The organism is Streptomyces solincola, from assembly GCF_002982015.1.
Taxonomy (GTDB): domain Bacteria; phylum Actinomycetota; class Actinomycetes; order Streptomycetales; family Streptomycetaceae; genus Streptomyces; species Streptomyces solincola.
Genome location: NZ_PVLV01000269.1, coordinates 1 through 6,315 on the forward strand (window position 1 = coordinate 1; position 6,315 = coordinate 6,315).

The following is a 6,315-nucleotide window of genomic DNA, read 5'->3' on the forward strand; positions in this document are numbered from 1 at the left end:
ATCCGGGCCGCCCAGGTCGTACCCCACGCCGGCGGCGCTGCTGGCGGCGGCCGCCGAGGCGGGGTACGACCTGGGCGGCGCGGATCTGGCCGAGGCGCTGGCCGACGAGACGGCGCCGCTGCTGCCGGCCGACGCCCCGCCCGCGGCGCTGATGGCGTGGGAGGCGGCACTCGCCCGCTACCAGGAGCGGTTCGGGTACGCGTTCCTGTTCTGCCCCGACGACCGGCGTCCCGGCGGCCGCCTCGACCTGGCGCTGGCGGCGGTGCGGACCCGGCTGGAGCACGAGCCGGACGAGGAGCGCTCGGTGGCCGCCGACGAGCTGCGCAAGCTGGCCCGCGCCCGGCTCACCCGCTTGGTCGCCCCCGAGGACGGGATGCCGGGACGTGACGGACACCGCTAAGGCAAGGCTTACCTATGCCAGATCGAGGCCCCGGCGTCCATAGCCCATCGGTGCCTGTTTGATCACACCTCGGGACCCCGCGCGAGCGAACCGACAAAGCGTCGCTACGATTGCCGGGGCCGGTGGACCGTACCCGGCCGGGCCAGACCGCCTACGAAGCCGGCCGGGCCCCAAATCCGCTCCCGGAGGGTTTTTCCGTGCCGGCTGGAACGCTGTACCGCGGCCGGGAAGGCATGTGGTCGTGGGTGGCTCATCGAGTCACCGGCGTCCTCATTTTCTTCTTCCTGTTCGTGCACGTGCTGGACACCGCGCTCGTCCGCGTATCGCCCGAGGCGTACGACGACGTGGTCGCCACCTACAAGACGCCGATCGTCGCGCTGCTGGAGTACGGCCTCGTCGCCGCCATCCTGTTCCACGCGCTCAACGGCCTCCGAGTGATCGCCGTGGACTTCTGGTCCAAGGGCCCCCGCTACCAGAAGCAGATGCTCTGGACCGTGGTGGGCATCTGGGTGGTGCTGATGGCGGGCGCGATCTACCCCGTACTCGGCCACGCCGCGCGTGAACTGTTCGGGAGCTGAGGCGACACATGTCCACTGACACCACCTCCGCCGTCGGCCCCGTCGAGGGCGGCCGCGTCTACGACGTCGACAACCCGGCGCCGCTCATCGAGCCGCCGCGCAAGCGCACCGGCCGCACCCCGCGCTCCACCCGGGGCAACTTCGAGATGGCCGCCTGGCTGTTCATGCGGCTGTCCGGCATCGCGCTGGTCGTCCTCGTCATCGGCCACCTGCTGATCCAGCTCGTGCTGGACGGCGGCGTCTCCAAGATCGGCTTCGCCTTCGTGGCCGGCCGCTGGGCGTCCCCGTTCTGGCAGGTCTGGGACCTGCTGATGCTGTGGCTCGCCATGCTGCACGGCGCCAACGGCCTGCGTACCGTCGTCAACGACTACGCCGAGCGCCCGAACACCCGCCTGTGGCTGAAGGGCCTGCTCTACACCGCCACGGTGTTCACCATCCTTCTGGGCACGCTGGTGATCTTCACCTTCGACCCGAACATCCGCTAGGCACGGGCTGAGGCGATCCCCTGATGAAGATCCACAAGTACGACACCGTCATCGTCGGAGCCGGCGGCGCCGGCATGCGCGCCGCCATCGAGGCCACCAAGCGCAGCCGCACCGCCGTGCTCACCAAGCTGTACCCCACCCGCTCCCACACGGGCGCCGCGCAGGGCGGCATGGCCGCCGCGCTCGCCAACGTGGAGGAGGACAACTGGGAGTGGCACACCTTCGACACGGTCAAGGGCGGTGACTACCTGGTCGACCAGGACGCCGCCGAGATCCTGGCGAAGGAGGCCATCGACGCCGTCCTCGACCTGGAGAAGATGGGCCTGCCGTTCAACCGGACCCCGAACGGCACCATCGACCAGCGCCGCTTCGGCGGCCACTCGCGCAACCACGGCGAGGCCCCGGTGCGCCGGTCCTGCTACGCCGCGGACCGCACCGGCCACATGATCCTCCAGACGCTGTACCAGAACTGCGTCAAGGAGGGCGTGGAGTTCTTCAACGAGTTCTACGTCCTGGACCAGCTCATCACCGAGGTCGACGGCGTGAAGAAGTCGGCCGGCGTGGTGGCGTACGAGCTGGCCACCGGCGAGATCCACATCTTCCAGGCGAAGGCCGTGATCTACGCCTCCGGCGGCACCGGCAAGTTCTTCAAGGTGACCTCCAACGCGCACACCCTCACCGGCGACGGCCAGGCCGCCTGCTACCGGCGCGGGCTGCCGCTGGAGGACATGGAGTTCTTCCAGTTCCACCCCACGGGCATCTGGCGGATGGGCATCCTGCTCACCGAGGGCGCCCGCGGCGAGGGCGGCATCCTGCGCAACAAGGACGGCGAGCGCTTCATGGAGAAGTACGCGCCCGTCATGAAGGACCTCGCCTCGCGCGACGTCGTCTCGCGCTCGATCTACACCGAGATCCGCGAGGGCCGCGGCTGCGGGCCGGAGGGCGACCACGTCTTCCTGGACCTCACCCACCTGCCGCCGGAGCAGCTCGACGCGAAGCTGCCCGACATCACCGAGTTCGCGCGCACCTACCTCGGCATCGAGCCCTACACGGACCCGATCCCGATCCAGCCGACCGCGCACTACGCGATGGGCGGCATCCCGACCAACGTCGAGGGCGAGGTGCTGGCCGACAACACCACCGTCGTCCCGGGCCTGTACGCCGCCGGCGAGGTCGCCTGCGTCTCGGTGCACGGCGCCAACCGCCTGGGCACCAACAGCCTCCTGGACATCAACGTCTTCGGCCGCCGCTCGGGCATCGCCGCCGCCGAGTACGCCGCCAAGGCCGACTACGTCGAGCTGCCGGAGAACCCGGCGGCCCTGGTCGTCGACATGGTGGAGCAGCTCCGCGCCTCCACCGGCGGCGAGCGGGTGGCCGAGCTGCGCCGCGAGCTCCAGGAGACGATGGACGCCAACGTGATGGTGTTCCGCACCGAGCAGACCATCAAGACGGCCGTCGAGAAGATCGCCGAGCTGCGCGCGCGGTACAGGAACGTGTCCGTCCAGGACAAGGGCAAGCGGTTCAACACGGACCTGCTGGAGGCCATCGAGCTGGGCAACCTGCTGGAGCTGGCCGAGGTCATGGCGGTGTCCGCGCTGGCCCGCAAGGAGTCCCGCGGCGGCCACTACCGCGAGGACTACCCCAACCGCGACGACGTCAACTTCATGCGCCACACCATGGCGTACCGCGAGGTCGGCGACGACGGCACCGAGACCGTGCGTCTCGACTACAAGCCCGTCGTCCAGACCCGCTACCAGCCGATGGAGCGTAAGTACTGATGGCTACCCCCGTCATGGACAAGGCCGAGGCGACCGCGAAGACCGACGCCTCCCCGTACATCACGGTCACCTTCCGCATCCGCCGCTTCAACCCCGAGGTGTCGGAGCACGCGGTGTGGGAGGACTTCCCGATCGAGATCGACCCCAAGGAGCGGGTCCTCGACGGCCTCCACAAGATCAAGTGGGACGTCGACGGCACGCTGACCTTCCGGCGCTCCTGCGCGCACGGCATCTGCGGCTCCGACGCGATGCGGATCAACGGCAAGAACAGGCTCGCCTGCAAGACGCTGATCAAGGACATCAACCCGGAGAAGCCCATCACGATCGAGGCCATCAAGGGCCTGACGGTCCTCAAGGACCTGGTCGTGGACATGGAGCCGTTCTTCCAGGCGTACCGGGACGTCATGCCGTTCCTGGTCGCCGAGGGCAACGAGCCGACCCGTGAGCGGCTCCAGTCCGCGGAGGACCGCGAGCGGTTCGACGACACCACCAAGTGCATCCTGTGCGCCGCGTGCACGTCCTCGTGCCCGGTGTTCTGGAACGACGGCCAGTACTTCGGCCCGGCGGCGATCGTCAACGCCCACCGCTTCATCTTCGACTCGCGCGACGACGCCGGGGAGCAGCGGCTGGAGATCCTCAACGACAAGGACGGCGTGTGGCGCTGCCGCACCACGTTCAACTGCACGGACGCCTGCCCGCGCGGCATCGAGGTCACCAAGGCGATCCAGGAAGTGAAGCGGGCGCTGATCACCCGCCGCTTCTGATCCCGTCCGCCGCGGTACGCGTTCCCTTCGCGGTACGCGCACGAGGGCCCGCTTCCCTCCCGGGAGGCGGGCCCTCGCCATATGCCGGCGTGGTCCTCACGCGTCCGGGAATCGCCCGAGGCGGCTCCCGCACCGGGCCTAGGATCGGTGTATGAGTCAGCACCAGCCGAACTTCCCCATGGACGAGCCCGGGTACGGCCAGGGCGCCCCCGGACCCGGCGGCCCGGACGGCTACGCCTGGGGCCCGGCCGCGCCGGGCTACGGCTACCCGCCGCCGTACCAGGGCGACCAGCCCTATCCGCCCGCCGCGCCCGGCGCCGCCTATCCCCCGCCGCTCCCGGGCGGCCCGCTGACCGGCTTCTCCCTGGGCGACATCACCGTGCACGGCGACACCATCGTCACGCCGTCGGGGAACATGCCCCTCAAGGGGGCCATGTGGAACGCGGTGGACTTCTCCCGCACCGAGGAGAAGATGCCCACCTACGCGGTCGTGCTGGCCATCGTGTTCGCCGTGCTCTGCCTGGTCGGACTGCTCTTCCTGCTCATCAAGGAGCGGGTGACGACCGGGTTCATCCAGGTCACCGTCTCCTCCGGCGGGCGGCACCACGCCACCATGATCCCGGCACGGGACGCGGGCACGATGCCGTGGGTGATGGCCCAGCTCAACCACGCGCGCTCGCTGAGCCTGTGAGGGCGCGGGGCGGGGAGGGACCCGTTCCGGTGGTTTGGCCGAACTGCGCGTAGACCGGATGGATGCCTCGGGCATGTAGTGGGACGGTAACCCGCGCCCACCAGCCAGCGTCTGCGAGGCCCCCATGACGGAACTGACCGACGCGACGGATGTGACCGGGGACGCCGTGGCGTTCCCGCAGGACCGCACCTGCCCCTACCACCCGCCCGCCGGCTACCAGCCACTGCGCGAGGCGCGGCCGCTGACCCGGGCCACCCTCTGGGACGGCCGCCGGGTGTGGGTGGTGACCGGCCACACGGCCGCCCGCGCCCTCCTCTCGGACCAGCGCCTGTCCAGCGACACCACCCGCCCCGCCTTCCCGATGCCCACCGAGCGGTTCGCCGCCATCCGCGACCGGCGGCGCGCCGCGCTGCTCGGCCTGGACGACCCCGAGCACAACGTGCAGCGGCGGATGCTCATCCCCAGCTTCAGCCTGCGCCGAGCGGAGAAGCTGCGCCCGCGCATCCAGGAGATCGTGGACGGCCTGCTGGACGCCATGATCGCCAAGGGTCCGCCCTGCGACCTGGTGGCCGACTTCGCCCTCCCCGTGCCGTCCATGGTGATCTGCGAACTGCTCGGCGTGCCGTACGCGGACCACGAGTTCTTCGAGGAGCAGTCCCGGAGGCTGCTGCGCGGCCCGGCGGCCTCCGACGTGGAGGAGGCCCGGGACCGCATGGACGCCTATCTGGGCGAGCTGGTCGACCGCAAGCGGGCCGAGCCCGGCGACGGGGTGCTGGACGACCTGATCGCCCGCCAGCTCGACGTCCGCGGCGCCCCCGACCGCCAGGAACTGGTCGACCTCGCCTTCATCCTCCTGGTGGCCGGCCACGAGACCACCGCCAACATGGTGTCCCTGGGCGCCTACACCCTCCTCTCCCACCCCGAGCGCCTGGCCGAGCTGCGCGCCGACCCGGCTCTCCTCCCCGCCGCCGTGGAGGAGCTGCTGCGCTACCTCTCCATCGCCGACGGCATGCTGCGGGTGGCCGTGGCGGACATCGAGATCGGCGGCGAGGTCATCCGCGCCGACGAGGGCGTCGTCTTCTCCACCTCCGTCATCAACCGGGACGCCGCCGCCTACGCCGACCCCGACGCGCTGGACTGGAGCCGCTCGGCCCGCCACCACGTGGCGTTCGGCTTCGGCATCCACCAGTGCCTGGGCCAGAACCTGGCCCGCGCCGAGATGGAGATCGCCCTGGGCGCCCTGCTCCACCGCCTCCCCGGCCTGCGCCTGGCGGCTCCCGCCGACACCATCGCCTTCAAGCCAGGGGACACGATCCAGGGGATGCTCGAACTCCCCGTCACATGGTGAGGAACGACCGCTGATGCACATCTCCATCGACGAACACGCCTGTATCGGGGCCGGCCAGTGCGCGCTGACCTCCCCGGAGGTCTTCACCCAGGACGACGACGGCTTCGGCGCCGTCCTCCCCGGCCGCGAGGACGGCGCCGGCCACCCCCTGGCCCGCGAGGCCGCCCGAGCGTGCCCGGTGGGGGCGGTGAAGGTCACCGGCTGACCGCCCGGCACCAGCAGGCCCCGACGGCCCGGACGCACCCCCGCGCCCGGGCCGTCCGCCTGCCCC

General features: G+C 70.8%; 8 protein-coding genes. All 8 read left to right on the forward strand.

Going from position 1 to position 6,315, the window contains the following annotated elements; translation table 11 throughout:
• Nucleotides 1-400, forward strand: a 400-nt coding sequence (locus C6N75_RS17690) for a 2-oxo-4-hydroxy-4-carboxy-5-ureidoimidazoline decarboxylase (protein WP_258177473.1), incomplete at its 5' end; no start/stop codon positions are given.
• 197 nt (nt 401-597) lie between these two features.
• Nucleotides 598-978 (forward strand): succinate dehydrogenase, cytochrome b556 subunit, encoded by a 381-nt coding sequence (sdhC, locus tag C6N75_RS17695; RefSeq protein ID WP_105869872.1) that lies wholly within the window; start codon nt 598-600, stop codon nt 976-978.
• Between the two features lie 8 nt (nt 979-986).
• A complete protein-coding gene (locus C6N75_RS17700) occupies nt 987-1,463 on the forward strand; it encodes a succinate dehydrogenase hydrophobic membrane anchor subunit (RefSeq protein WP_105869873.1) in 477 nt (158 codons plus the stop codon).
• Nucleotides 1,464-1,486: 23 nt separating this feature from the next.
• Nucleotides 1,487-3,241 carry a succinate dehydrogenase flavoprotein subunit gene (sdhA, locus tag C6N75_RS17705; protein ID WP_105869874.1) on the forward strand — a complete coding sequence of 585 codons (1,755 nt, stop codon included), beginning with the start codon at nt 1,487-1,489 and terminating at the stop codon, nt 3,239-3,241.
• A complete protein-coding gene (locus C6N75_RS17710; RefSeq protein ID WP_105869875.1) occupies nt 3,241-4,005 on the forward strand; it encodes a succinate dehydrogenase iron-sulfur subunit in 765 nt (254 codons plus the stop codon). Before sdhA ends, C6N75_RS17710 begins: the two co-directional genes overlap by 1 nt.
• Nucleotides 4,006-4,156: 151 nt before the next feature.
• Entirely contained in the window at nt 4,157-4,696 is a 540-nt protein-coding gene (locus C6N75_RS17715; RefSeq protein ID WP_105869876.1) for a hypothetical protein, read from the forward strand.
• Between the two features lie 124 nt (nt 4,697-4,820).
• Complete coding sequence (locus C6N75_RS17720; protein ID WP_105869877.1) at nt 4,821-6,044, forward strand: cytochrome P450; 1,224 nt, start codon at nt 4,821-4,823, stop codon at nt 6,042-6,044.
• A gap of 13 nt (nt 6,045-6,057) precedes the next feature.
• Complete coding sequence (locus tag C6N75_RS17725; RefSeq protein WP_105869878.1) at nt 6,058-6,249, forward strand: ferredoxin; 192 nt, start codon at nt 6,058-6,060, stop codon at nt 6,247-6,249.
• The last annotated feature ends 66 nt before the right edge of the window (nt 6,250-6,315 follow it).